General features: G+C 70.4%; 19 protein-coding genes and 1 pseudogene. 9 read left to right on the top strand and 11 right to left on the bottom strand.

What is annotated here, in order from left to right; translation table 11 throughout:
* The first annotated feature begins 268 nt into the window (after positions 1–268).
* The gene (locus ACFVXE_RS30140) at positions 269–508 is read left to right on the top strand and encodes a DUF6296 family protein (protein ID WP_389675914.1); all 240 of its coding nucleotides are present in this window, start codon (positions 269–271) and stop codon (positions 506–508) included.
* A gap of 174 nt (positions 509–682) precedes the next feature.
* Here ACFVXE_RS30140 and ACFVXE_RS30135 read toward each other — a convergent pair.
* From ACFVXE_RS30135 to ACFVXE_RS30125, 3 genes and pseudogenes are all read right to left on the bottom strand, one after another.
* A pseudogene (locus ACFVXE_RS30135) lies at positions 683–1,250 on the bottom strand (ATP-binding cassette domain-containing protein); the annotation flags it as partial.
* Positions 1,247–1,393, bottom strand: coding sequence for a hypothetical protein (locus ACFVXE_RS30130; RefSeq protein WP_389675911.1), 147 nt, complete (start codon positions 1,391–1,393; stop codon positions 1,247–1,249). The pseudogene ACFVXE_RS30135 and the gene ACFVXE_RS30130, both read right to left, overlap by 4 nt.
* A gap of 186 nt (positions 1,394–1,579) precedes the next feature.
* Entirely contained in the window at positions 1,580–3,022 is a 1,443-nt protein-coding gene (locus ACFVXE_RS30125; RefSeq protein WP_389675910.1) for a carotenoid oxygenase family protein, read from the bottom strand.
* A 330-nt stretch (positions 3,023–3,352) separates the two neighbouring features.
* On the opposite strand from ACFVXE_RS30125, the gene ACFVXE_RS30120 reads away from it, so the two are divergent.
* Positions 3,353–3,850, top strand: a complete 498-nt coding sequence (locus ACFVXE_RS30120) for a MarR family winged helix-turn-helix transcriptional regulator (protein ID WP_389675908.1) — start codon at positions 3,353–3,355, stop codon at positions 3,848–3,850.
* Positions 3,851–4,021: 171 nt separating this feature from the next.
* Positions 4,022–6,166 (top strand): MMPL family transporter, encoded by a 2,145-nt coding sequence (locus ACFVXE_RS30115; protein ID WP_389675906.1) that lies wholly within the window; start codon positions 4,022–4,024, stop codon positions 6,164–6,166.
* A gap of 111 nt (positions 6,167–6,277) precedes the next feature.
* Here the strand turns inward: ACFVXE_RS30115 and ACFVXE_RS30110 are convergent, their stop codons facing one another.
* Positions 6,278–6,469 carry a DUF6381 family protein gene (locus ACFVXE_RS30110; protein WP_389675904.1) on the bottom strand — a complete coding sequence of 64 codons (192 nt, stop codon included), beginning with the start codon at positions 6,467–6,469 and terminating at the stop codon, positions 6,278–6,280.
* Between the two features lie 140 nt (positions 6,470–6,609).
* Between ACFVXE_RS30110 and ACFVXE_RS30105 the strand changes: the two genes are divergently transcribed.
* Together ACFVXE_RS30105 and ACFVXE_RS30100 are read left to right on the top strand one after the other, a co-directional pair.
* On the top strand, positions 6,610–7,305 hold the full coding sequence (locus tag ACFVXE_RS30105) for a ribonuclease H (protein WP_389675902.1): 696 nt from the start codon (positions 6,610–6,612) through the stop codon (positions 7,303–7,305).
* A gap of 133 nt (positions 7,306–7,438) precedes the next feature.
* A complete protein-coding gene (locus ACFVXE_RS30100; RefSeq protein ID WP_389675901.1) occupies positions 7,439–8,170 on the top strand; it encodes a CDP-alcohol phosphatidyltransferase family protein in 732 nt (243 codons plus the stop codon).
* On the opposite strand, the gene ACFVXE_RS30095 is transcribed toward ACFVXE_RS30100, so the two are convergent.
* Positions 8,136–8,585 (bottom strand): adenylyltransferase/cytidyltransferase family protein, encoded by a 450-nt coding sequence (locus ACFVXE_RS30095; RefSeq protein WP_389675900.1) that lies wholly within the window; start codon positions 8,583–8,585, stop codon positions 8,136–8,138. The two genes, ACFVXE_RS30100 and ACFVXE_RS30095, sit on opposite strands and share 35 nt — an antisense overlap.
* A 213-nt stretch (positions 8,586–8,798) precedes the next feature.
* Between ACFVXE_RS30095 and ACFVXE_RS30090 the strand changes: the two genes are divergently transcribed.
* The 3 genes from ACFVXE_RS30090 to ACFVXE_RS30080 are packed head-to-tail and all read left to right on the top strand — an operon-like array spanning position 8,799 to position 12,993.
* Complete coding sequence (locus ACFVXE_RS30090; protein WP_389675899.1) at positions 8,799–10,061, top strand: glycosyltransferase; 1,263 nt, start codon at positions 8,799–8,801, stop codon at positions 10,059–10,061.
* The gene (locus ACFVXE_RS30085; RefSeq protein WP_389675897.1) at positions 10,058–11,752 is read left to right on the top strand and encodes a lipopolysaccharide biosynthesis protein; all 1,695 of its coding nucleotides are present in this window, start codon (positions 10,058–10,060) and stop codon (positions 11,750–11,752) included. The genes ACFVXE_RS30090 and ACFVXE_RS30085 overlap by 4 nt, the downstream gene beginning before the upstream one ends.
* On the top strand, positions 11,749–12,993 hold the full coding sequence (locus tag ACFVXE_RS30080; protein WP_389675895.1) for a hypothetical protein: 1,245 nt from the start codon (positions 11,749–11,751) through the stop codon (positions 12,991–12,993). The genes ACFVXE_RS30085 and ACFVXE_RS30080 overlap by 4 nt, the downstream gene beginning before the upstream one ends.
* Here the strand turns inward: ACFVXE_RS30080 and ACFVXE_RS30075 are convergent.
* Complete coding sequence (locus tag ACFVXE_RS30075) at positions 12,962–14,476, bottom strand: hypothetical protein (RefSeq protein ID WP_389675893.1); 1,515 nt, start codon at positions 14,474–14,476, stop codon at positions 12,962–12,964. The genes ACFVXE_RS30080 and ACFVXE_RS30075 overlap by 32 nt on opposite strands.
* Before the next feature lie 106 nt (positions 14,477–14,582).
* Between ACFVXE_RS30075 and ACFVXE_RS30070 the strand changes: the two genes are divergently transcribed.
* A complete protein-coding gene (locus ACFVXE_RS30070) occupies positions 14,583–15,749 on the top strand; it encodes a glycosyltransferase (protein WP_389675892.1) in 1,167 nt (388 codons plus the stop codon).
* A 22-nt stretch (positions 15,750–15,771) separates the two neighbouring features.
* Here the strand turns inward: ACFVXE_RS30070 and ACFVXE_RS30065 are convergent, their stop codons facing one another.
* The 5 genes from ACFVXE_RS30065 to gmd are packed head-to-tail and all read right to left on the bottom strand — an operon-like array spanning position 15,772 to position 23,348.
* Positions 15,772–16,599: a glycosyltransferase family 2 protein gene (locus tag ACFVXE_RS30065; RefSeq protein ID WP_389675890.1), complete on the bottom strand. Its 828-nt coding sequence runs from the start codon at positions 16,597–16,599 to the stop codon at positions 15,772–15,774.
* Positions 16,596–17,294 carry a hypothetical protein gene (locus ACFVXE_RS30060; RefSeq protein WP_389675888.1) on the bottom strand — a complete coding sequence of 233 codons (699 nt, stop codon included), beginning with the start codon at positions 17,292–17,294 and terminating at the stop codon, positions 16,596–16,598. Before ACFVXE_RS30060 ends, ACFVXE_RS30065 begins: the two co-directional genes overlap by 4 nt.
* Complete coding sequence (locus tag ACFVXE_RS30055; protein ID WP_389675887.1) at positions 17,291–19,543, bottom strand: LamG-like jellyroll fold domain-containing protein; 2,253 nt, start codon at positions 19,541–19,543, stop codon at positions 17,291–17,293. The genes ACFVXE_RS30060 and ACFVXE_RS30055 overlap by 4 nt, the downstream gene beginning before the upstream one ends.
* Entirely contained in the window at positions 19,543–22,338 is a 2,796-nt protein-coding gene (locus ACFVXE_RS30050) for a LamG-like jellyroll fold domain-containing protein (protein WP_389675886.1), read from the bottom strand. The genes ACFVXE_RS30055 and ACFVXE_RS30050 overlap by 1 nt, the downstream gene beginning before the upstream one ends.
* Positions 22,335–23,348, bottom strand: a complete 1,014-nt coding sequence (gmd, locus tag ACFVXE_RS30045; RefSeq protein WP_389675884.1) for a GDP-mannose 4,6-dehydratase — start codon at positions 23,346–23,348, stop codon at positions 22,335–22,337. Before gmd ends, ACFVXE_RS30050 begins: the two co-directional genes overlap by 4 nt.
* Positions 23,349–23,377: the final 29 nt, after the last annotated feature.

The following is a 23,377-nucleotide window of genomic DNA, read 5'->3' as shown; positions in this document are numbered from 1 at the left end:
CCGCGGCCCTCACGATCCTCCAAGCCCGGGTCCGCACCTTGACCAGCGAACCCAACAACAAGATCAAGACAACGTGTTAATGATCTGCAAGCCCTCAGGGGACGGATTCGCCGCGTTGCCCGCCCGGGTGAGCGGCGGTGCGGACGCGGACGGGGCCACGGCCTCCACCGCTCCGAATCCTCTCTCGAGGCACGGTGGGCGGCTGTGGGAGACAATGAAGGACTGTAGGAACGGCACTCACCACCGCCTATCAGGTCCGGAGCACCCTATGGATTACCCGGAAAGTTACGAGCTGGTATTCCAGGCGGCAGCCGTCGCGGACGACACCGTGATCGTGCGGCGTACCGCGAAAGAGGGGGCCGGCGGCTATCCCATCTACGAGGACGAGACGGGCATCGTCCGCGCGGAGATCAGCGACCTGGGCGAGGTCCGGATGCTCGCCACCGGGGGACACCAGGTGCTCGGAACGCCGCAGGTACGCTCGGTCACCGAGCGTACCGAATCCTGAGCGTCCTGATCCGGCGCGGGGCCGGGCGACGGACCTGGAAGGCACACGGCCATCCGGGCTTGTTGCGCCCGGCCCCGCGCGTAGCCGTCGTTTACTGAGAGTTGCCGGGCGGACCGCCGACAACGCCCCCGGAGCCCCTGCCCCTTCTGGGCTCACCTCGGCTGGACACGTCCCTCGGGCCGCGCGGGCAGCCCAGCGTCCCTCGTGATGGTGCACGTGGACGGAGTGCTCGAAGGCCGCGGACACGTTCTCGGTCGTGACGACCGTTGTGGCCGGGCCTGCGGCGACGATCCGTCCCGCTCTGAGCAGCAGTGCGTGCGTGGTTGTGGCGGGGAGTTCTTCGAGGTGGTGGGTGGTCGAGGTCTTCTCTGCCTGCGCGCCGGCGCGGCGGGGCCTCGATCGATCCGGTGAGGCCGGTCAGGATCACCTGGCGGACGGTGAGGGGCGAGCGCAGCGGGTGGCGCGGGTTGACATGGCCGATCGCTCGGCGGAGTTCCTGCAGCTCCACTCGGCCGATCTGCTTGCCGAGGACATGAACCGTGCCCGACGTCGGATGATTGAGCGCACCGCAGAGCCCGAGGATCGTGCTCTTTCCCGCCCCGTTGGGGCCCAGCAGTGCCCAGTGCTCTCCTGCGCGTACGGTGAGGCCGGCCTGATGGAGGATCTCCTTGGCCTCGCGCCGGAACGTGACGTCCCTCGGTTCGACCACTGGACACGGCGGTGTGCGGGGCGCCTCGATCATGCGAACGCCGCCTTCAGCGCTGTCAGATGCGAGCGGCTGAGCTCACCGGCCGCACGGGAGTCGCGATCCGCGATGGCCTGGACGAGTGCCGCATGTGCAGCGTGGTCGGCTTCCGGCGAGGCGAGCGGGCGGATCTTCAACATGTCGAGCATCGCCTTCCGCACGCGTGGCACGAAACCGTCGAACAACTCGCGTCCACGTGACCTTCGAGGGTCTGTCCGTCCGCGCCCCGTCCGGTCAGTGCCCGACGGATGGCGCGGAGGTCGGCGGGCGTGCGCCGCTCGGCCGCGAGGCCTACGGCCGAGCGCTGTGACGGCCCGCCTTCCCGGTCACGGAACGAGCGAGTGCTCCTCGGTGGGGAGCCAGTTGCCGTGGAGGCCCAACGGGACCCTCACGGGGATACGGACCCGCGCGACCGGACCTGCGGACGGCGCGTCCGCTGGGATCACAAGCAGCCAGCTGCTCGCGTCGGTACGGTCGGTGGCGTACGTCATCCAGTAGCCGCCGGAACCGTCCCCCGGGGCGGGGGCGAAGACGGGTTCGCCGACCGACAGGTCGCCGGCCCGCCACAGCAGCGAGGCGCCCGTGCCGTCCTCGGTGTCGTACCAGCGGATGGCGTCGTACTCGCCGGGGAGCAGGCCGACCGCACCGGTACCCGAGGCCACGGCGATCCAACGGTGCTGACGGCCGATCAGGCGATCGTCGATCCGCGGGAGTTCGATGCGTGAGTCGTCCAGTTGCGTGCGGTGCATGGTGCCGCCGAACGGATCGACGACCGCCCTCACCAGGCCGCCGGGATTCGGCCGTTCGTCCTGGCCGGGGGCGCCCAGAGCGAGATGGGCCCACTGGACGTACTCCAGCACGACATCGCCGTCACCGGGGACGGTGTCGTACGCGTTCACCGTGTGCCAGAGCCAGAACGCTTCGTCGTGCGCCCACCGCACCGGTCCGCCGTCGCGGGGGATCAGCGCCACACGGGTGCCCCGCTCGGGCCGCCAAGTGATCATGGCGCCGCCGCTCGTCGCCGCTTCGATGTCGAAGAAGACCGGCGCCATTACGAGGACCAGGAATCGTGCGGTCAGCGCCATGTCGTGGATCATCAGGGGCTCGTCGACGCCGTGGACCGGAGTGGGGCCGCCGATGACCGTCCCGGTGGGCCCGATGACCGACCAGGTGAGGAACGGGGGCTCCAGGGTGTAGCAGAAGACCAGCATCTCGCCGGTGAGCGGATCGATCTTCGGATGGGCCGTGATGCCCGCGGGAAGGGCTCCGCCGAAGGTCTCCCTGCCGATGGTGTCCAGGTCCGGACCCATCCGGAACGGGCAGTCGGACTCGGCGAGTGCGAGAAGGCGTCCGGCGTGGCGGACCACGTTGATGTCGGGCAGGTCCCGGAACGTGCCGGCGAGTTCGGGGGAGACGTCAGGTGTCTTCGGCAGAATCATCGATTCCAGACCGCCCCACAGGGCCCGGCCCGCCTGTTCCTCGGCGACGACGGCGGGTGTGCGGACGAAGCGGTTGCGGTACCTGGCCCGGCCGCCCGATATCCACACGCCGTGCAGCATCCCGTCGCCGTCGATCGGGTACAGGTACGAACCGATCGGACTGAAGCGGGGGTTGGGGCCGTTGCGCAGGAACAGCCCGTCCAGATCGGCGGGCAGCTCACCCACGACGTCCAGGTCGGCCTCGTCCACCTCGGCGGTGACCGGGGCGAACCGCCCGGACAGATGCGCGACCCGAGCAGGGTCGAAGGACTGCGCGGCAAATGTCGTCATGACGACCTCCTCATGGCGGCCTGGCGCCCCTTCATTGAAGCGCCGCCGTGGGGGCGCTGCAACGGGGGTACACGCGGGCCCGGGGCGGCCCGCTGCGCGGGATGCGGCCGCCCGGCGCCGGCCGCAGGATGGATGAGCGGCGCGGAGCCATGCCGGGAGACACGGGGGAGGTGCCCGGCGACTCGAGCGAAGCCCGGGAACCGGGGCGGAAACCTGTCCTTCCCCTTCGCCCCATGGATCGTCCTCGACGTCGTGGCCGACCCCAGCACGTCGTCTCCGCCCCTGGCACGGGCCGGATCGCCGAGGAAGGCGCCGACCTACTATGTGGGCGTGGACAGTGCAGACGCTCGAGATGTTTCCCGTGCCGACGAGAACGGGGCGGCCGAGCTCCAGTCACTCGCCGTGCAGCTGCGCCGGATGACCGGTGAGATCAATCGCCTCGTCCACGCCTTCGCCCACGACCAGGGGCTCCACGCGACGGACGTGCAGGCGCTGGGGGCGATCCTGGACGCGGACGAACCCATGACGCCCGGACGGCTGCGCGAACATCTGGGACTGACCTCCGGAGCCGTCACCGCCTGTGTGGACCGGCTGGAGCGGGCCGGACACATCCGGCGCTCCCGGGAGAGCACGGACCGCAGGGTGGTGCACCTGCACTACGCGCCGTCGGCGAAGCCGGCCGCCCGTACGTTCTTCAGGCCGCTGGCGGAGGCCGCCGCGCGTGCCCGCGCCACCTCGGACGAGGGGGAGCTGAGCGCGGCTCTGCGGTTCCTCACGCTGATGAACGAGGAACTCTCCCGGCTCGGAGCATCCGCGCCCCGTCGTTGAACAGCCGCTGCCGGGCCTCACCGGCGCGCCTCCCGGCCATTCCCGTGCCGCGGTGGAAGAGCTGTCTGTAGCAGTCGCCGGGCCACCGGGTCACCGGACCCGTGCGGCCAAGGTAGTTCAATCATCGAGATAGTTAATCGTTGAGATGTACCGCATAGGCTCGGGAGTGCCATGACCACTGGATCGAGGCCCGTTCGCTGGCTGATCCCCGTGTTTCTCGTCATCGTGTGGCTCGGCGTCGGGGGCGTACTCGGCCCGTACGCGGGGAAGCTCGGCGAGGTCGCCACGAACGACCAGGCCGCCTTCCTGCCGCAGAGCGCCGAATCCACCAAGGTGGCCGCCGCGCAACAGGCGTTCCGGGGGCAGGCGACACTGCCCGCCGTCGTCGTGTGGACGGCCGCGGAGCAGCCGGGTGCGGGGCTCGGCCCGACACAGCAGCAGGCCGCCACGCGCGCCCTCGCCTCGCTCAAGGGCAGCCCGGGAGTGGTCGGCGAAGTTTCCCCGGCTCTGCGCTCCGAGGACGGCCAGGCACTGGAAGGGGTCGTCCGGCTCCGGCCCGACCTCGGCGACGGCCTGGCCGACGCGCTCGCGCGGATCGAGAAGGCCGCGGGCGGCGTCCAGGGGACGAAGGTGCAGGTGGCGGGGGTGGCGGCCAGCCAGGCCGACCTGGGGCACGCCTTCGCCGGAATCGACGGTCTGCTGCTCGGCGTCGCCCTGGCGACCGTGCTGGTGATTCTGCTGCTGGTCTACCGCAGCGTGCTGCTGCCGCTGGTCATCATCGTCGGGGCGGTCTTCTCCCTGGGTGCGGCCTGCGCGGTGGTGTACGTCCTCGCCGATCACGGCGTCGTCCGGGTGGACGGCCAGGTCCAGGGCATCCTGTCGATTCTCGTGATCGGTGCGGCCACCGACTACGCCCTCCTGGTCACCGCGCGCTTCCGCGAGGAGCTGACGCTGCACGCGGACCGGTGGACCGCCATGCGAGCGGCACTCCACCGTTCGGCCGGGCCGGTCCTCGCCAGCGCCGCCACGGTCGCGCTCGGGCTGCTCGCCCTGCTCATCAGCGATCTGACCAACAACCGTGCGCTCGGACCGGTCGGCGCGATCGGCATCGTCTGTGCGGTGCTCAGCGCGCTGACCTTCCTGCCCGCCATGCTGGTGCTGCTCGGCAGGTCCGCGTACTGGCCGGCCAGGCCGAAGCAGACAGGAGACCGGACCGGGGGACCGGGCATCTGGTCACGGATCGCCGCCCTCGTGGACCGGGCGCCGCGCAAGGTGTGGGCCGTGACGCTGATCGGCCTGCTGGCGTGCGCGGCCTTCGCGCCCACGCTGAATTCGAAGGGTGTGCCGCTGGACGAGCTCTTCGTCAACGACGCGCCTTCGGTCGCCGCCCAGCAGACGCTGGGCAGGCACTTTCCGGGCGGGTCCGGGAACCCCGCCGTCGTGATCGCGGACGCGGACCGCCTGGAACAGGTGACCACGGCGGCGGAACGCACCGAAGGCGTCGCCGACGTGTCCGCCGTGACCCGCTCCGGCCGGCCCGGGGACGGCCCTCCGCTCGTCGTCGACGGGCGGGTCCGGATCGACGCCACACTGCGGGACGCGGCCGACAGCGACGCCGCGAAGGAGACCGTCACCCGACTGCGCGACGCCGTGCACGAGGTGCCCGGGGCCGACGCGCTCGTCGGCGGCTACACCGCGCAGCGGTACGACACCCGGCGGACCGCGGAGCACGACCGCAACATCATCGTCCCCGTCGTCCTCGCGATCATCCTCGTCATCCTGATCGCCCTGCTGCGCTCCCTGCTGATGCCGGTGCTGCTGGTCGCGACCGTGGCACTCAACTTCGTCGCCACGCTCGGTGTTTCCTCGCTCGTGTTCCAGCACGTGTTCGGCTTCACCGGCACCGACGCCTCCGTCCCGCTGTACGGATTCGTCTTCCTGGTGGCCCTGGGCGTCGACTACAACATCTTCCTGATGTCCCGGGTGCGGGAGGAGTCGCTGATCCACGGGACCCGGCAGGGCGTACTGCGTGGACTCGTCACCACCGGTGGGGTCATCACCTCGGCCGGTGTGGTGCTGGCCGCGACCTTCGCCGCCCTCGGGGTGATCCCGCTGGCCTTCATGGTCCAGATCGCGTTCATCGTCTCCTTCGGGGTCCTGCTGGACACCCTTGTCGTCCGATCCCTGCTGGTACCCGCCCTGGTCCGTGACATCGGGCGCACCGCATGGTGGCCCGGAGCCCTGAGCCGGCGGCCCGAACCGGAGGCCACCGACGACAAGGTGGAGGACCGGGCGGTGCGGATCACGACGCCCTGAGGGCCGTGCCGGTCCGGCGGACGGTCGCGCCGCACCCGGAACAGGCCGATGGCCTGCCACTCACTCATGGAAGAGCGGCAGACCATCGGCTGTGTTCGCTTGGTGCGGCTGCTACTTGGACCCGCGCATGTCGCCGCCGGCCATGCCGCCGAGCTGCTCGCTCTGCTCCTGCAGCTTCCGTGCCTTCTCCTGGAGCCGCTGACGCTGCTCCGGGTCGGTCGCACGCTCCGCGGCCTCGTTCAGCTGTCGGGCCTTGTCGCGCATCTGCTGGGCACGGCCACTGGTTTCGCCTGCAACGCTCATCGTCACTCCTTGGACGCTAGGGAAGAGCGGGCTCCATCAGAGAACCAGCGTCCCGGTGTCTCCGCATTCCGAACCGTCACGTACGGTGACCGCCTCCCCAGGTGCTCAGGGGTCGCACGGGCGCTGGCATGATCAGGGGCATGAACGAGCGCATCATTGCCGCGTGCGACGGGGCATCGAAGGGGAATCCGGGGCCTGCGGCCTGGGCATGGGTCGTGGCCGATGCGCAGGGGCGGCCGCAGCGTTGGGAAGCGGGCCCCCTGGGCACCGCGACCAACAACGTCGCCGAGCTCACCGCACTCCAGGAGCTGCTGGAATCCACGGATCCGGGCGTGGAGACCGAGGTGCGGATGGATTCTCAGTACGCGATGAACGCGGTGACCAAGTGGCTGCCGGGGTGGAAGCGCAACGGATGGAAGACCTCGGCCGGCAAGCCCGTCGCCAACCAGGAACTGGTCGTCCGCATCGACGCGTTGCTGAGCGGCCGGACCGTCGCGTTCGTCTACGTGCCTGCCCACCAGGTGGACGGGGACCCGCTCAACGCCCTCGCCGACCAGGCGGCCAGCGAGGCGGCTGTGGCACAGCGTGCGGCCGGGACCGCCCACGGATCCCCGCTGCCCGAGCCCGCACCCGCCCGGGCCACCGAGGGACGCGGCGCCGCGGCGGCGGCGAAGAGCAATGCGGCCGGGACGGCTCGCTCCGCGCGTACCGGCGGCACCATCCGGGCCAGGTTCGCCGGGCGTTGCCATTGCGGAAAGCCCTATGCGGCGAAGGACATGATCGCGAAGAATCCGAACGGCTGGGGACACCCCGAGTGCCGGTCCGCTTCGGCCTGAGATCCCGGCGGCACGGGCCGGACCGAGGAGAACGGCCACGTGGCAGCCGTCCCCCGTGCCATGATGCGGCTCCGGACGCAGCGCCCGCGGAACCCCGCCGGCGCTGCGGGAACGGCTGGACGCTGGGGGGCGGATGGGATCCACAGGCACGGCGCTGCGCGAATTGCGCGGCGCGCAGAAGACCGCCAAAGGCGTGTCGCTCTACTCGCGGTACGTGAACCGGCCGGCCGGCAGGGTGCTCGCGGCGTTGGCCTTCCGGGCCGGGCTCACACCCAATCAAGTCACCTTGATCAGCGCGGCTTTCACCTTCACGGCGCTTGCGTCGGTGGCGCTGGTCCGGCCCTCGTGGGGACTGGCCGTCCTCGTGTACGCGGGACTCGCCGTGGGCTTCGCCTTCGACTCCGCCGACGGCCAGCTCGCCCGGCTGACCGGTCGTGGCGGACCCGACGGCGAGTGGCTGGACCATGTGGTGGACTGCGCCAAGCTGATCCTCGTGCACACCGCTGTGCTGATCTCGTTCCACCGGTTCTTCGAACTGCCCGGCGAGGGCTGGCTGCTGCTGCCCCTGGGCTTCCTGTTCGTCGCGGTGCTCACCTTCTGCGCCGGACTGCTGCGTGAACAGCTGGGCAAGGCCGCCCCTTTCCCCGCACCGGCCGGCAGCGCCACGGCCCAGGTGTCCCGGGCGCGGGCCGTGGCACTGCTCCCCGCCGACTACGGGGTGTTCTGCCTGGTGTTCCTGCTGTTCGGTGACGGAACCGCGTTCCGGACGGGCTATGCGGTGCTCGCCGCCGTCCACGCGCTGTTCCTGGTGGCTTTCCTCGTCAAGTGGTTCAGGGAGCTGAAAGCGCTCCGGGCGGTGGGCTGACGAGGGTGTCCAGTGCCCGGCGCAGCTGGGTGCTGGACGTGTGCACGGTGTACGGGAAGTAGACCACCTCCACACCGACCTCGGCGAAGTCGCGCTCCAGCCGCTTCCCCTTCTCCGTGCCCCGCCAGTCGTCCCCCTTGAAGATCACGTCGAACCTGACCTGCTGCCATGTCTCGACCTTGTCGGGCACCGTCTCCACGAAGGCCGCGTCCACGTGGCGCACGCTGCGGACGATCTCCAGCCGCTCCGGCAGCGGGATCACCGGCCGATGGCCCTTCGCGAGCGCGGCCATCTCGTCCGAGACGACCCCCGCCACCAGGTAGTCGCACTGGCTGCGGGCATGCCGCAGGATGTTCAGGTGTCCTACATGGAACAGGTCGTAGACCCCCGGCGCGTAGCCGACCCTGTGCACCATCCGTTCTCTCCCCCCACGGTGAACGTGATGTCCGTGTTCCGGTCGCAGGTATCCGGACAAGCTGTCCGGTCCTGCTGGATATCGGTATCGGTGTTGATGGTGCAATGACCTTACTGTGAAGACCACTTGCGCATCACGTGAACGGATAAGCTCACTTTTGGGGCTGTTCCTTGGAGGGAACAGAGGGTGTACCGGGGGGAAGGCGATCGTCCGATGTCCGATGCTGATCATCACAAGCCGTTCGAACACCGCAGGCTGCTCGTGGTCTCGACCAACTACGCGCCCGAGCTGACCGGAATCGGCCCGTACGCCGCCCAGCTCGCCGAACACTGGGCCGCGTCCGGGGCCGAGACCCATGTGCTGACCGGCATGCCGCATTACCCGTCCTGGCGCACCGACGAGGGATACCGGGGTGTGTGGCGGACCGCGGAGGCCCGCGCGGGTGTCACGGTGCACCGGCGAAGACACTATGTGCCGACCCATCAGACGGCCCTGCGCAGAGGCGCTTTCGAGGCCACCGTCCTCGCACACGGACTGCTCGCGCCGCCCGGAGGACGTCCGGACGCGGTGATATCGCAGATGCCGAGCCTGGCCGGCGGCGTCATCGGCGCCCGGCTGGCCCGCCGCCACCGGGTGCCGTACATACCCGTCGTCCAGGACCTGATGGGCGCCGCCGCCGCGCAGAGCGGCATACGCGGCGGGGACAGGGCGGCGGCCGTCGCCGCGAGGGCCGAGCGGTACGCGCTCCGCACCGCCGACCTGGTCGGTGTCATCCACGAGAGCTTCGTCCCCCGCGTCACCGACTACGGCATCGACCCGGGACGCATCCGTCTGGTCCCCAACTGGAGCCATGTGCGGAGACCTTCGGCCGACCGCGCCACCACCAGGGCCCGGCTCGGCTGGCGCGAAGGGACCCCGGTGGTCCTGCACTCCGGGAACATGGGGCTCAAACAGGGGCTCGACGTCCTCGTGGACGCGGCCCGGCTGGCCCCGGAGGTGCGCATCGTGCTGATGGGAGACGGCAACCAGAGCGAGGAACTGCGCAGGCGCGCGGCCGGCCTGACCAACCTCGACTTCCTGCCGCCCGCCGCCGCGGACGAGTTCACCGACGTCCTCGCCGCTGCCGACGTCCTCGCCGTCACCCAGCGGGCGTCCGTGCTCGACATGAGCGTGCCGTCCAAACTCACCTCGTACTTCGTCTCCGGCCGGCCCGTCGTCGCCTCGGTCGCCGAAGAAGGAGGCACCGCCCAGGAGGTGCGCCGCTCCGGCGCCGGCGTCCTGGTAGCACCCGAAGACCCCGGCGCGCTGCTGGCAGCCGTACGCAAGCTCGTCGAGGGACCGGCCGAGGCGGACGCACTGGGCGCCCGCGGACCGGAATACGTCGCACGCCACCTCAGCCGCGAAGCGGGCCTCGCCCGGTTCGACGCACTGCTCACCGAGGTCCTCGATGGCCCACAAGGGAGACCACGCCGATGACACATCCGATCCGCGCGCTGGAGGAGCAGGACGAGCCCGCCCTGCTGCGCGACCAGTTCCGGCAGCTCCTGCGCTATCGCGCGCTCCTCGCCTCGGGGGTGGTCGTCGGGCTGCTCGGCGGCGGCTGGCTCGCCCTGAGCGGTGAGGCGAGCTACACGGCCACCGGCGAGGTGTTCGTCCGCAACGCCACCTCGGACCCCTTCGCAGCCGGAGCCTCCGCCGACAAGGGGATCAACATCGGCTCCGAGCGGCAGACCGCCGTCAGCGACGCGGTGGGCACCATCGCCGCCAAGTCGCTCGACCGTCAGGACGACCGGGTGGAGGTCGGCAAACTGCTCTCCGGCCTTCAGGTCACCAACCCGCCGAACACGCTCGTGCTGCGCTTCTCGTACACCGGCCGCACCCCGGCCCTGGCCAAACGGCGTGCCGAGGCGCTCGCCAACGCCTATCTGGAGATACGCAAGGAGCGCACCGAGAACAGCATCGACAACATGGTCGACGGATACCGGGCCCAGCTCAAACCGCTCACCGAACAGCGCGACAAGCTGGCCGGCGAGTCGGCAGGGACCAGCGCCGACGACGTGACCAGCGCCCGGGCCAACCTGGTCGTCTCGATCTCCGAACTCAGCCGGAAAATATCGGAGCTGCGCGCCCTCGACACCACGCCCGGCTATCTCAACAAGAAGCCCGTCGCCCCGGAGCGGCCCACCGGGGCGGGACTTCCGCTGCTGCTCGGACTGGGCGCCGTCGTCGGACTCGCACTCGGTCTGCTGCTGTCCTGGGTACGTCTCGTCTTCGACCCGGCGGTCCGCTCCACCCGCGAGCTGGTCCGCTCGCTCGGCGCCCCGCTGCTCGGCACGCTGCCCAGGGAGCGCGGCTCCGCGGCGGCACTGCTCGCCATCGGGCGCAGCGGAAGCAGGCTCGCGGAGGAGTACCGGGCCGTGGCGTTCCGGCTGGCCTACGATCCGTCCTTCGAGGGGAGCCGGCGCGTGCTGGTCACATCCCCGCGCGGGGACAACGACGCCGCGGCTGCCGCGGCGGTCAACCTGGCAGCGGCCTTCGCCGAGATGGGCCGCGACGTGCTCCTCGTCGAGGCCGACCTGCGTACCCCGTCGCTGGCCCGTGACCTCGGCCCGGCCGTGCAGGGCAGGCCCCGCTGGGCCGCGGAGGGCGACGACCGCACCTGGCCGTCGGACAGCCGCACCAACGTGGACGTGCCCGGCTCGGGCGCCTTCACCCTGATCGCCGGACGCCGGGTCGACAACGTGCCGCGGGCACTCACCTCGGCACCCGTGAGCCGGATCGTCGCCGAGGGGGACCGGCCCGGGGCGGTCGTCATCGTGCTGGCCCCGCCCGTGCTGTCGTACGCCGACGCGGTGGCGCTGCTCGACCGCGTCGAGGGCGTCGTAGTCGTCTGCGACCCGCGCGAAGTGCACCGCAGCGACCTGGAACGGATCCGCGAGATCATCGGCGCGGCCGGCGGCACCGTACTCGGCACGCTGCTGCACCCCGGCCGGGGACGCCTCGAACGCAGAGCGCGCCGGAAGTCCGGAAGGCGCCGCAGCGGCGGCGGGCGGTCGGGCAACGACGGGCAGGACGGTCACGGCGCACCCGACAGTCCCGAACTCACCGGCGACCCCACCGAGACGCTGGGGCTGCGCACCTTCGACGCCTCCGCAGGACACAGGTGAGAGCACGCACCGCGGTCGTCAGCTCCGTCGCTGACCAGGGGGTGGCGGCCCTCACCAACATCCTGGTGCTGGTGGCGGCCGCCCGGCTCTCGACCGTGGCCGACTTCGCCCGCTTCTCCTCGGTCTACCTGGTCTTCACCGTGCTGCTGGGGGTCTCCGGCGCCTACACCGGGCAGCCGCTGGTGCTGCGCCGCGGTGACGACGACGAGGTACGCGGCGCCTGCCGGTCGGCGGTCGCCTTCACCCTGCTCGTCGCCGCACTGCTCGGCGGACTGCTCGCCGCCGCCTGTCTGCTCGTGCCGGGGGACACCGCGCGTGCCCTGATGATGCTGGGGCTGGTCCTGCCCGTCGTCCTCGGACAGGACGCCATGCGGTACGCCTTCTCCACCCTGCATCTGCCGCACCTGGCGCTGGCCGCCGACGCGCTGCGGCTGGGGTGTGTGCTCGGCGCGCTCGCCACGCAGCCGCACGGCGTCTCGGCGGCCCGGCTCGTCGCCGTGTGGGGGATGTCGGCGCTGCCCGCGCTGCTGCTCTCCGCCGCGCTGCTGCACCGTCGGGTGGCTGGCCGGCCCGTGAGGCTGAAGGTCCTCGTGCGGCGGGGACACCTCGGCCGGCGGTTCGTCGTCGAATTCGGCGTGGGGAACGCGACCAGCCAGCTCTCCGTCCTCGGGCTCGGTGTGTTCGGCAACCCGCTGGTGGTGGGCGCGCTGCGCGGCGCCACCACGTTGTTCGGACCGCTGAACGTACTGTTCACCTCTGCCACCAGCTTCGGCCCGCCACTGCTCGGACGGCTCGGATCGGAACAGCGCCGGGTACGCGCCACCGCGGGACTGGCGGCGGTCCTGGCGGCGACCGCCGCCGCCTGGGCGACCGCGCTCGCCCTGCTGCCCGACGCGGTGGGCCGGCATCTGCTCGGCGACACCTGGCCCGCGGCGTCCGCGCTGCTGCCCGCGACCGGCAGCCAGTACACGGCGATGGCCGTCGGCACCTGCGGGCTGCTGGCGCTGCGGATGCTCGACCCGCGCACCACGCTCTCGATCCAGGTGGTGTTCTCGCTCGCCGCCGTCGCGTTCCTGGCGGGCGGTTACGCGTGTGCGGGCGTGCCGGGCGCAGCCTGGGGACTGTGCCTGGGATCCGTCTGCAAGGCGGTCGCGACCTGGGCCCGGGTGGCCCGGCTGCGCCGCCGCGAGGCTCCCGAGCAGGAGACGGTCAGCGAGCCCGCGGTCCGCTCCGGCCTCTGAAGCTCGTGATCAGCACCAGACACAGCGCCCCGATGGCGAGCTTTCCGACGGACTGCAACAGCGGTCCGCGCAGCAGGATGAACGTGTACCCGGCGATCAGCGGCACCGCGATCGCCAGCACGCTCCCGGGCCCGGCGCCGTGCCGGGAGACAGCCGGGGCGTAACGGCGGTCGGTGCGCGTGGCGGCGTACCCGATCAGAGCGAGACCGCCGACCATCCCCGGTGCCCCGAAGTCGACCCAGAGTTCGGTCCACAGCGGTGCCGAGAGGTTGGTCATGTTCATCCCCATCCACTGGCCGACCCTGACCCCGGTGTCCTCCGGCTTGCCGCTCCACACCGCCCGGGGCACGAAGAACAGTGCGGACCCGGCCAGTTGACGGCCGTACGTGTGGTCGCGGGTGTCGACCCAGGAAATGGTGTTCGCGAACATGACCGTCTGGTCGTAGTCCTTGGTGGCCAGCGGCTCGAAGACGGACGACGACTGCACAGGTCGGTAACCCGAGTCGTCGTACCGGAACCGGTCCGCGTACGGGAACAGCACCAGAGCCCCCACCACTCCCATGGCGAGTACCGACCGGTACATCGCGGCGCTGCTCGGGAAGGCGGTGAACAGCAGCGACACCAGCACCGTCAGGAACCAGTAACGGGCGTTGGAGATGGGGTTGTTGACGATGATGTTGACGAGTGCAAGCGCCAGCCAGACCAGCACCGTCGAGGGGGATCGCCGGGCCAGGCGCGAAGTCACCAACCGCCGGGTGTAGAACAGCAGCGCCAGCAGGGCGGGGACCGTACCGAACCCCTTGAGGAATGCCGAGCCCACGTTCGACTCGGAGGACGCGACGGAACTGACCGCGACCGAAGCGCTGATCTCCTGGCGGCTGGTGAAGAAGATGGCCGGTCCGCCGAGCTTGAGGATGTAGTAGCCGCTCGCCGCGAACGCGATCAGGACCAGCAGCCGCAGCCGGACCCGATGCGCGGTGGCGGGCCCGCCCCCGCTGCGCGCCGACGCACGACGGCGCAGCGGGCGCCGGGAGGCGAGCAGCGCACCGAGATCGAACGCGGCGCACCCCACCAGGATCAGCGAGATCGCCGTCACCAGATCGGACCGGGGACCCACCATCGGTGTCGGGGTCTGGCCGATCACCAGCTGGGCGAACGGTGCCACCCCCATCGCGATGTACACGAACATCCAGAAGACACCCTGGAGAAGCCGCCGCCGGGTCGACAGGATCATCGTGGCGAGCCGCGCCCCGGCGTAGCAGGTCAGCACGAGCTGCAGCCAGTACGCCGTGTCGCGCGCGCCGGTGCCCGGCTGGGCGGCGATCACCGCGGGAAGGAAGCAGACCAACCCGAGAATGAGCGGTACGGCCAGCGCCCGCGAGAGCATCGCCCAGGACATCGGCTTCGCCGGCGGCTGGACCCGCTCGCCCCGGCCGACCCGCCGCGCGAGGACGGGCGGCAATTTCTCGTGCACGGACGTCATACGCCCCCCGTTCCGTGTTCCGGGGAACACCTTAACGAATCAACCCACTTGGGGTGATCGGGATGACTACTCTGTGAAGAATGGGCCGAGGTCGAGGGGAACCCTGGTGAAGATTCTGCACGTCGTCACATTGCACACTCCGGACCACGCGTTCGGTGGTCCGACCCGGGTGGCGCTCAATCTGTCGAAGGTCCAGCGCGCCCACGGAGACGACGCGCGGATCATGGCGCTCGGCGACGGTTTCGACGGCGAGCTGCCGCGCGAGGTCGAGGGCGTGCCCGCCCACCTCTTCCAGGCCCGGCACCTGCTGCCGATGTTCGAGGTCAGCGGCATCACCTCGGGCACGCTGCTGCTCGCCGCCCGGCGGATGATGCGCGGCGCCGATCTGGTCCATGTGCATCTGATGCGAGATCTGGTCACCCTGCCCGCCGCGCTGCTGGCGCTGGCCCTGGGCCGGCCGTTGGTCGTCCAGACGCACGGCATGGTGGACCCGACCGAGAAGCGCGTCGCGCAACTGACCGACCTGCTCGGCGTGCGGAGGGTCCTGCGTGGCGCGGACGCGGTGCTGCACCTGACCGAGACGGAGCGCCGCGATGTGAACGCCGTAGCCGCCCCGGTGCCGCTCACCCGTACCGTGCGGCTGGTCAACGGCGTACGTCCGCAGGAGCACAAGCCGCCCCGGGACCCCGGGCGGCCGCCCACGGTGCTCTTCCTGGCCCGGATCCAGGAACGCAAGCGCCCGCAGGACTTCGTCGCCGCGATCCCGGCCGTCCTGGCGAAGTATCCGGACGCCCGGTTCGTGCTGGCAGGACCCGACACCGGGGCGCTGCCCGGCACCCTCGAACTGGCGGCGCAACTCGGGGTGCTGGACGCACTGGACCATGTGGGACCACTGGATCACGAAGAGGTCCTCGCCGCCGGCCGCGGCGCCGACGTGTACGTGCTGCCGTCGATCGAGGAACCCCTGGGGGTCTCGGTGCTCGAGGCGATGTCGGTCGGTACGCCCGTGGTCATCACCCGTACCTGTGGTCTCGGGCCCGATGTCGCGGAGGCGGGGGCGGGCCGGGTGATCGACAGCCGGGTCGGCGAGGACGAGGCCAACGCGCAGAAGGTCGCGCAGGCGATCCTCGAGCTCCTGGAGCCCGCGGCGAACGAGGAGGCGGGACAGGCCGCCTGGCAGCTGGTCAATGAGCACTTCACCATCGAGGTCGTGACGCAGACCCTCCGGCGGACCTACGAGGACGTGGTCCGCCGGAAGGCTGTCGCCCGCTGACACCGCACGCGGTGCGCGCGGCTCACCCCGTCTTGCCCTCACGGGACTTGAGGGCGATCTGCCACCGGTAGAAACTCATCGCCAGCGCGAAGTCGAGGCCTGCCCGCCCGTCGAGGAAGCCCCGCCGGTAGACGTACATGTACGCGAAGGACACCAGCGGTTTGAACGGTGCCTTGTGGAACAGCTGCCCCTGGCGCGACTTCACCTTTCGGACCTGCTCCTTGACGTCCGGGTGGTGTTCCAGCCACGCCTCCCAGTCCGAGTAGCGGTTGTGCCGCTCGAACCAAGCCGTCACCGGGTCGAGGTCCTGGTGCTCGATCGGATTGCGGAGCGTGCCCGAGGTCGCCGCGACCGGCTGGTAGTGCCCCTCCACCTCGCCGATGCCGGGCGCCGCGAGATCCCCGACTTCCGGATAGTGGCACCGGGTGCGGTCGGTCAGGGACCGCTTGCGGATGGTGTACCCATGACGCAGCCGCCGGCCCGAGAACCAGTAGCCCAGCGGGATGTCGTACGCCGCGGGCTTCGGCGTGTCCGGGTCCGCGAAGATCTGCCGCAGTTCGGCGAGGAGACCGGGGCTGAGCCGCTCGTCGCCGTCGAGCAGCAGGATCCAGTCCAGGTCCGTGCGGACATTCTCCAGGCACCACTGCTTCTTCCGCGGATGGCCCCCGTCCCAGGTGTAGGTGACCACCTCGGCGCCGCAGCTCTCGGCGATCTTCGCCGTGTCGTCGGTGCTGTGCGAGTCGACGACGACGACCGCCTCGAAGTGGCCGAGCACCGATTTCACCGCTTCGGCGATGTTGAGGCCCTCGTTCTTCGTGGGGATCGCCACGGCTATCGGCAGTTTGCTCATCCCTTGTCTCCTTCGGGCAGCCAGGCGTAGCAGCCTGTGGAGGTGAAGGCGCGGGCCGTCTTCGCGACGGTGATCGTCACCCGCTTGCCGGTGCCGGAGATCCCCGATGCCAGGTTCTTTCCGCCTGCCCCGGTGACCTGCCAGGTGCAGCTCTTGGTGGGAGTGACGGCGTAGTAGCGGCCCGGCCGGATCTTCGGGTTCTTGTACGTGCCGTCGGCGTAGCCCAGCGCGGCCCGTGCCACCAGGTCCCGGTGCTCGGTGCACAGGTGGGCGACGGCGGGCTTCGCACCGGCGACCTCGCCGGTGACGACCGCCGCGACGGCGGTGTCCTTGTCGACCTTGACCAGATACGACAGCTTGTCGCAGGTCTCCTGACCTGTCTGGAGCACCGCTGCCGGGTCCATGCCCTTGGGGACCCGGTCGACCAGGTACTCCTTCTGCTTCTTGGTGAACGAGCCCGTGGCCGGGGTCAGTTCGTCGGTGGGCAGTTTCGGTGGCTCGCTCGTCTTCTTCGCCGACGGGCCGGCGGACGCGGCGGCGTCCGGTACGGCCGCCGGCCCCCCGGCGGGGGATCCGGCGGCCGACGGGTTCGTGCCGCCTGCCTCCCGGTGGTCCCCGTCGGAGGACGAGCCGCAGGCGGCCAGCGCCGCCGTCAGGAGAACGACGGCGGCGCCGGCCAGGAACGGATTCCTCATCCACCTGTCCTCAGGGCGTAGTGGGCGCTGATCGTGGAGCTGCTGAGCGCTGTCGGGTAGACGGCGGTCTCGTCGATCTGCCCTGCGAAGAAGTCGCTCGTCGGACGGTTCGGCCAGCTGGCCAGGTTGTCCCCGCCGACCCGCCAGTAACCGTTGTAGCTCTCGTTCGTCGTGTACAGAAGGTTGGACGCGCGCAGTTGCCCGTCCACGTACAGCGCCATGCCGGCGCTGCCCTGCGTGGCGACGACATGGTGCCAGGCACCGTTGTTGTAGGACCCGGAGGTGGTGATGGTCCGGGTGCCGCCGCTGTAGACGCCGAAGGTCAGCCGGCCGTCGTTGAGCATGTACACATGCTTGTCGTACTGGTTGCTGTTCTGCATGGTCAGGTTGCCGAAGCCGATGATCTTCCCTCCCTTGGTGGTGGTCGTCTTGATCCAGGTCTCCACCGAGAACTTGGTCGGCTGCGCGTGCCGCTGGTTGCTGTACGCGTACTGAGTGGTGCCGTTGAAGCCGATCGCGGTCGACGGCCCGGAGACCGCGGCCGGAGTCTGCCGGTAGGACGGGGTGTTGCGCAGGAAGCCGCTGTCCAGACCGGCCCCGGTGTCGGCGGCGAACGTCGACGTGCCCTCGTCGTAGCGCCAGTAGAGCGACGCGCCGTCGGCGAGCACCCTGGCCGGGTAGCTCTCGGCGGCGGAGGCCACGGTGGCGGTCTGGGCGGGGGACTTGGCACTCGTGTTGGTGCCGTCGCTCGCACTGATCCGGTAGGTGTGCGTCTCGCCCGGAGCGACGTCGGTGTCGGTCCACCTCAGCTGCGGCCGGTCCCAGAACACCGAGCTGCCCGTGGTCGTGTACACGGGGGTGCTCGCACCGTCCTTGTAGATCCGGTAGGTGAGTTCACCGTCGTCGGTGTCGAAGCTGGTCTGCCAGTTGACCTCGACCTTGCCCGCCGCGACCGTGGAGACACTGACGTTGGGCACCCACGGCGCACCGGTGTCCGGGCCGTCGGCGAACCGGGTCAGGCCCTGCTGGGCGGCGCCGTTGACCGTGGTGAACTCGCCACCGACCCAGAGGTAGTGGTGTCCTCCCGCGTCGGTCTGGGCCATCACACGCGGTCCGACGGGCTCCCCGATACCGTCGTTGGTGTCCGGGAACCAGGGGAGCAGCTTCGGGTCGTCCACCGACTGCGCCAGGAGATGCTTGCGCGGCTGATCGGGGAACTCGCCCATGCTGGAGCAGTCATGGGCGTGGCTGCCGCTGTACAGCACCCCGTCATGGACGAGCACCGCCTGGGTGGCGCCCAGGCAGGTGTCGCGCCACCGCTGCTCGAAGTTGCTCAGGTTCAGCGCGATCCGGCCGTCGAAGACGCCGCCCCCGGTGCCTTCGTTGGCTGTGTAGAAGCCGGTGGCGTCGGTGGTGAGGTCCTGCACCGTCGAGGTGTCGGGGATGAACCCCGGGTAGCTCTTGGCGACCGCACCCGTGGTGGAGTCCACGACCGCGAGGGCATGCGAGGTGGTGCCGTTGACGGTGAAGAAGTCACCGCCGATCAGCACGTGCTGCCCGTCGGGCGTCACCTGGACGGCCCGGCCCACCTCGTCCGTGTTGGCAGTCCACGGCTTCAGCTGGGCACCGGTGGTGACAGCGGCGAACTTGTTCCGGGTCTGGCCGGCCACCGTGTTGAAGTCACCGCCCAGATAGACGGTGTCCTCGGTGACCGACAGCGCGCGCACGGTCGCGGAGACGGAGACCTTGAAATCCTGGCGGGGCGTGCAGGTCGCCGTGTCGATCGCGGCGATGTTGCTGACGCCGACACCGTTCACCGAACCGAACTGCCCACCCGCGTACAGCGTCTTGTTGTCGGGGGAGAGCGCGAGCGCGCGAACGGTCGCCGTTCCGGAGGAGAGGGTGAACGACAGACTGCAGCCGGTCGGCGCGCCCGTCGAGGCGTTGAACGCGGCGAAGTTGACTGCGGGCTGTTCGGACGTTCCCGCCGCCGCGTCGGGCGGACGGATGGTGGAGAAGGTGCCGCCGGCGTACACGACCCCGTCCGTCGCCGCCATCGACCAGACGATGCCGTTCGTCTGCCAGGTGGAGAGATCGTCCGCGGTGAGAGAGACCGGTGGCGTGAGAGCCGCCACCGGGGAGGCCCCGGCCGCGGTCGCGGCCAGAGCTCCGGCGAGCAGGCAGAGCGCGGCGGCCGCGGCACGCACCCGGCCACGTCCCACGGGTCTGCGCCCCGTACTTCCGTTCATCATTCAGCTCCGAAGGTGAGAACGAGCTGCGGCCGGTAGGCCGCGGTTGATACCTCGCTCGACCAGATACGGAGACTGTCCGTCCCGTTGCTGGCCACAGCGAGTGAGTAGACGGAGCCCAGGGCCCCGCCCAGTGCCGACGCGTTCAGTCCCACCGAGTAGTCGGTGGAGACCGAGGTTGCGCCGGTGATGGTCCCCAGCACGGTCGAGGAGAGCGACGGCCGGGTGTTGTAGGTGACCGCCGACTCGGTCCAGGTGCCGGTGACGGGCACCACGGTGTGACTGTCGGTTGAGCCCGCCGTCGAATCGGAGGAGGTACGGAACGCCAGGCGCGCGCTCTTGAGGACCTGTCCGGCCGGGGCCGCGGGCACGGTGAAGCGCAGATAGCTCAGATACGCCGTGGTGCCGCGCGAGGCGAGCTGGTTGTCGTTGTAGTTCGTGTTCGCGGCGACGCTGTTGACGTACGCGTCGTCGTCCGGGGCGAGAGTGACGGTGGTCGTGGTGTCACCGGGGCCGGGCGGCGCGTCCGCGAGATCGTGGTGCGCGGCTACCTGCGCGGCCGTCAGCGCCGACGGGTAGATCGCGGTCTCGTCGACCTGGCCGGCGAAGTACGTGCTGGTGGGGCGGTTGGGCCAGCCGGTCGTCATGGCGTCGCCGCCCACCCGCCAGTAGCCGTTGTACGAGCGGTTGCCGGCCGTTGTGTTGGAACCGACGGCCACCCCGTCGACGTAGAGCCGCATACCGGACGGACCCTGCGTGGCGACCGCATGGTGCCAGACGTTGTCGTTGTACGAGTCCGACGTGGTGAGAGTCGGGCGGCTGCTGGTGCTGCCGACCTGGACGCCGAAGGCGAGGCGCCCGTCATCGGTCATGTAGAGGAGCTTGTCGGAGATGCTGCTGGTGTGACCCTGGTCGGTGCCGATGTTGTTGCCGAAGCCGACGATCCGACCGCCGCTCGTGGTGTTCGTCCGGAACCAGGTCTCGATGGAGTAGGGGGTGGGCGAGGTGTAGTGGTGCAGCCGGTCGCTGTACACGTACTCGTCCGTACCGTTCAGCGACAGCGCCGTCGAACCGGCGACCGCGGACGGAGCAGCGCGGTAGGTGGGCGTGTTCATGTACACCCCGCCGTCGTCGCCGGCCGAGGCGTCAGCGGCGAAGGCCCCGCCCGCCTCGTCGTAGCGCCAGTACAGATCGGCGCCGTCCGCGAGCACCCGCTCCGGGTACGGTCTCGCCGAGGTGGCGGCGGTGACGGAGACGGCTGCCGACAGGGCGCTGGTGTTGGTCCCGTCGCTCGCCGTGATCCGGTACGAGTACGTCCGGCCGGCCACCACATCGGTGTCCGTGAAGGTCAGCTGCGGACGGCTGAAGAACAGCGAGGATCCCTGTGTCGTGTACACGGGCGTGGAGCCGCCGTCGCGGTAGACCCGGTAGGTGAGCCGGCTGTCGTCCAGATCCAGGCTGGACCGCCAGCTGACCTTGACCTCGCCCGTCCGGGGAGCGGACGCACTGGCGGCCGGTACGGAGGGTGCGCCAGTGTCGGGCGTGTTGGCGAACCGGGTCAGTGACTGCTGGGCGACGCCGTTGACCGTGGTGAACTCGCCGCCCACCCAGAGGAAGTCGCGTCCGTCGCGGGATGCCACGGTCAGGGCGCGCGGCCCGACCGGCTCACCGATGCCGTCGTTGGTGTCCGGGAGCCAGCCGAGCATGGCCGGGTTGTCCACGGACTGCGCGGTGAGGTGCTTGCGGACCTGGTTGGGGAAGCCGCCCATGGTGGAGCAGTCGTGGACATGGCTGCCCGCGTACAGCACCCCCTGGTAGACGCGCAGCGCCTGCGTCGCCCCCTGGCAGGTGTCCCGCCAGCGCTGGTCGAACGTGCCCAGCGCCATCGCGAGCCGTCCGTCGAACGAGGCGCCGCCGGCTCCCTCGCCCGCCACGTACCAGCCGTCCGAGGCCGTGTCGGTCACGATGTCCTTGATGACCGCGGTCGAGGGAATGAAGTTTCCGGTGTAGGCACGGGTCAGCGCGCCCGAGGCGGAGTCGGTCACGGCGAGCGCGTGCGAGTCGGCGCCGCCGACGGTGAAGAAGTCCCCGCCGATCAGGACGTTCCGGCCGTCCGGGGTCACCTTGAGTGTCCGGCCGGGGTCGTCGGCGTCCGGATTCCATGCGGTCACGGCACCGGTCGCGGTGACGGCGCCGAAGAAGTGCCGGGCCTGGCCGCCCACCGTCTGGAAGTCGCCGCCGGCGTAGACCGTGCCGTCGGCGGCCACGTCGAGTGCCCGCACGGTCGCCCCGAAGCTCGGCGCGAACCCCGAACGAAGGGTGCAGTTGGCGGTGTTGATGGCCACCAGACCATTGGCGCTCGTCCCGTTGACCGCGTTGAAGTAGCCGCCCGCGTAGAGCGTGGACCTGTCGGGGGAGAGGGCGAAGGCCCGGACGGTGGCGGTTCCGCTGCTACGGGTGAAGGAGAGCGAACATCCGGTGGGTGCGCCGGTGGCCGCGTTGAAGGCGGCGAAGTTGACGGCGGGCGTCGTGCTGCTGCCCGCCGGGGTACCGGCCGGCCGGACGCCCGTGAAGGTGCCGCCCGCGTAGACCACCCCGTTCGCCTCGGCGAGCGCCCAGACGATTCCGTTGGTCTGATAGGTCGTCAGGTTGTCCGCGGTGAATCCGACCGGCGCGGTGAGAGCCGCGGCCGGGGGAGCGGTGGCCGCGGTGGCGGTGAGTACACCTGCGGCGAGTGCGAGGGCGGCGGCGAACACGCCACTGCGGCTGCGTCTGAGACGTCTTGGGGCCGTCATCGGTCCACCCGCACGGCTGCTCCGGTGAGCTGGTCGGCGAGCTGCCTGATGTCCGCCTCGACCATGATCCTGGCCAGTTCCTGCGACTTCACGACGGGCTTCCAGCCGAGGAGTTCCTCCGCCTTGGTGGCGTCGCCGATCAGGGCGTCGACCTCGCTGGGGCGCTCGTACTTCGCGTCGTAGCGGACATGCTCACGCCAGTCCAGCCCCGCATGCTCGAAGGCGTACTCCAGGAACTGCCGGACGCTGACCCCCTCGCCGGTGGCCACCACGTAGTCGTCCGGTTCGTCGCACTGGAGCATCCGCCACATCGCGTCGACGTACTCGGGGGCGTAACCCCAGTCGCGTACCGCGTCGAGGTTCCCCAGGTGGAGGTGGTGCTGCAGTCCGGCCTTGATCCGGGCGACGCCGCGGGTGATCTTGCGGGTCACGAAGGTCTCGCCGCGGCGCGGGGACTCGTGGTTGAAGAGGATCCCGTTGACCGCGAACATGCCGTACGCCTCGCGGTAGTTGACCGTTGCCCAGTACGAGTAGACCTTGGCGACGCTGTACGGGCTGCGTGGATGGAACGGGGTCCGCTCGTTCTGCGGCGGCGGGGTGGCACCGAACATCTCGGACGACGACGCCTGATAGACGCGGGTTTCGATGCCGCTGGCCCGGACGGCCTCGAGGAGACGGATGGTGCCGAGCCCGGTGACGTCACCGGTGTACAGCGGCGCGTCGAAGGAGACCCGGACGTGCGACTGCGCACCCAGGTTGTAGACCTCGTCGGGCTGTATGTCGCGCAGCAGGTTCACCAGCGCGACCCCGTCGGCGAGATCGGCGTGATGCAGGAAGAAGGTGCGGTCCTCCTCCTCCGGTCCCTGGTAGATGTGGTCTATCCGCTCGGTGTTGAAGCTCGACGAGCGGCGTATCAGGCCATGGACCGTGTACCCCTTGTCGAGCAGCAGCTCGGCCAGGTACGAGCCGTCCTGTCCTGTCACGCCGGTGATGAGCGCGGTCTTTGCCACGACTCCCCCCTTCTGTGGTCGCCTGTGAG

This window comes from Streptomyces sp. NPDC058231 (genome assembly GCF_042882275.1).
GTDB lineage: Bacteria > Actinomycetota > Actinomycetes > Streptomycetales > Streptomycetaceae > Streptomyces.
Note: the sequence above shows the minus strand (reverse complement) of the source record. Positions and strands in the feature narration are given on the sequence as shown.